This is a genomic window from Gammaproteobacteria bacterium (genome assembly GCA_013817245.1).
GTDB lineage: Bacteria > Pseudomonadota > Gammaproteobacteria > HTCC5015 > HTCC5015 > JACDDA01.
In genome coordinates this window covers 1-2,107 of sequence record JACDDA010000019.1, presented here as the reverse complement: position 1 = coordinate 2,107, position 2,107 = coordinate 1, and the positions used below count along the sequence as shown (strand labels likewise).

Annotated in this window: 1 protein-coding gene; it reads right to left on the bottom strand. The window is 46.0% G+C overall.

Features of this window, described 5'->3' with window-relative positions; all coding sequences use genetic code 11:
* Positions 1–341 precede the first annotated feature (341 nt).
* A complete protein-coding gene (locus H0W44_10750; GenBank protein MBA3582912.1) occupies positions 342–1,721 on the bottom strand; it encodes a hypothetical protein in 1,380 nt (459 codons plus the stop codon).
* Positions 1,722–2,107 lie beyond the last annotated feature (386 nt).

Sequence of the window (2,107 nt, the reverse complement as noted above, 5' to 3'; positions counted from 1 at the left end):
AACGAGAATAAAGCGAAAAAAGAAGTTTTCCAAATGTTCGATAACGCGAGCAAAATATAGCCGATTTTTCAAAGTAGCCCAAAAGCGAAGGATTTGAATTTTGAAAGAACAATCCTATTTTTTGGAAGTTTTTTGTTGACGGTCAGATAATCGCTTGGAGCATGGGCGCGAACATTGCGCCCGAAAATCTTTACCTTGAAAGTGAACCGGTTTTATCTTGAAACGCCGGTGAAAAATAAAGAAGGTCGGAGTCAGATTAAATTGACTCCGACCTTCTTTATTTTATGCCAAAGCCTGCTCTTTTAGTTGCCGGCTTTGGGCGAAAGGATTTTTAAATCCTACTATGGAATTGGCGGCGTCGGTGTCGGTGTCGGCGTTACTGCGGCGCACCGCACGCGAATAAAGATGGAGTGAAACGTGCTTGCCGCCCGTAAGGTGAAATCAGTCGGCAGTGCCGGATTTATTACTGAGAAGCTGACGACCACCGGATTGAACGTGCCGGGCACGAATGGCGGAATGTTCACTATCGCATTGGTCGGCACACCGACAACCGTGATTGATTGCGTTCCGGTGCCGGCGTCGACATGGTCAATGGTGACCGTGCCTGGTCCACTCATTACTCCAAAGGAAGGCAAACCACCCGGCATGAGGTCTCCCTCACTCAACGTCGTGCTTGGCGTGCAAGTCTCAGCACACCGCACGCGAATATTAAGGGCGTGAAATGTGCTTGCCGCCCGCAAGGTGAAATCTACCGGAAGAGCCGGATTAATTACTGAGAAGCTGACTACCACCGGATTGAACGTGCCGGGCACGAATGGTGGAATGTTCACTATCGCATTCATCGGCACACCGACCAATGTGATTGATTGTGTTCCGGTTCCGGTATTGACATGGTCAATGGTGACCGTGCCTGGTCCACTCGCCACGCTAAAGGAAGCCAAACCACCGGGCATTAAATTTCCCTCAGTCAACGTCGTGGATGGAGTGCAAACATTACCAACCGGCGTCGGCGTCGGCGTCGGCGTTCCTACCGGCGTCGGCGTCGGCGTCGGCGTCACACCGCAATTGTCCATCGCTACTGCAGTATACGTGTACGGCAAAGGAGGATTAGGCGTATTAGAAAACGTAGTAACCACTACGGTGTAATTTCCAGCAGCTAATGGCGTTGTGGTAGTGATTTTTGATAGTAATGTGGTTGGAAAGTCAAAATCGTCATTAGCGGCAATCGCGTTAGCACAGGGCGAAGCCGGGTTAAAGCCACCTGGACCATAAAGTGCAAGAAACGTATCTGCACTGGCTGGCGTGACTGTAGCACCGTCCGTTGGCAATAGACTAACCATTAAGTTGCTCGTGCAACTCAGAGTAAGCGGAATTGCGTCGTAACGTACTGCTGTTCCCAAAGTAGATACACTACAGGGTGCGCCTTGATTAAAGGCAACAGGACGAGCAAACGTCGGGTCGCTCGTGGTAAGCGTGCCGCTAAGCAAGGTGGTTATCAATGGTGAATCCGCACTTATACTGCTAATAAACGAGCCATTTATCGTTCTGTTAAGTTCTTTTTCGATTATTATGTCTTGCTCGTTGTTACTGTCCTGCATTTGCGCCGATGGCTGCCACAGGAAAAAACCCACTATGCCTACGAGTGCAATAATGGATATTTGAAAAAACAATCTAAGATTGTTTTGTTTGTTTGACGAGATAAACTTTCTAAAGTTTTTCATAAGTATTTAGGTCTCCTATTTTCTGAATTTAAAATTAGCCTTCTAAGCATAAAAGGCATAAAAAGTGGCAATCAATTGCACAATCGAAAAAAACATTTTTATATTTTCTCGACCGCAACTGCTTGAAAAGTAGATTAACTGTAATGCCGCCACTTTAAAGGGGATGTCGTGAAGGCATTTACGCTTTCATCTTTGTCTAAAATTTAGTCCAAAAATAACTATTAGTCAAACTAGTCAAAACTTAACTAATTCATATTTCTATTAGATGTTCCGAAAAAGTTATAAATGCTTAATCTTAGTTGGCTTGCCGTCATTGGCAAGCAGACACACTTCGGCTCTTGATGCGCCTTACACGACAATTCGCGAAAACTGAATTAATCCCACCA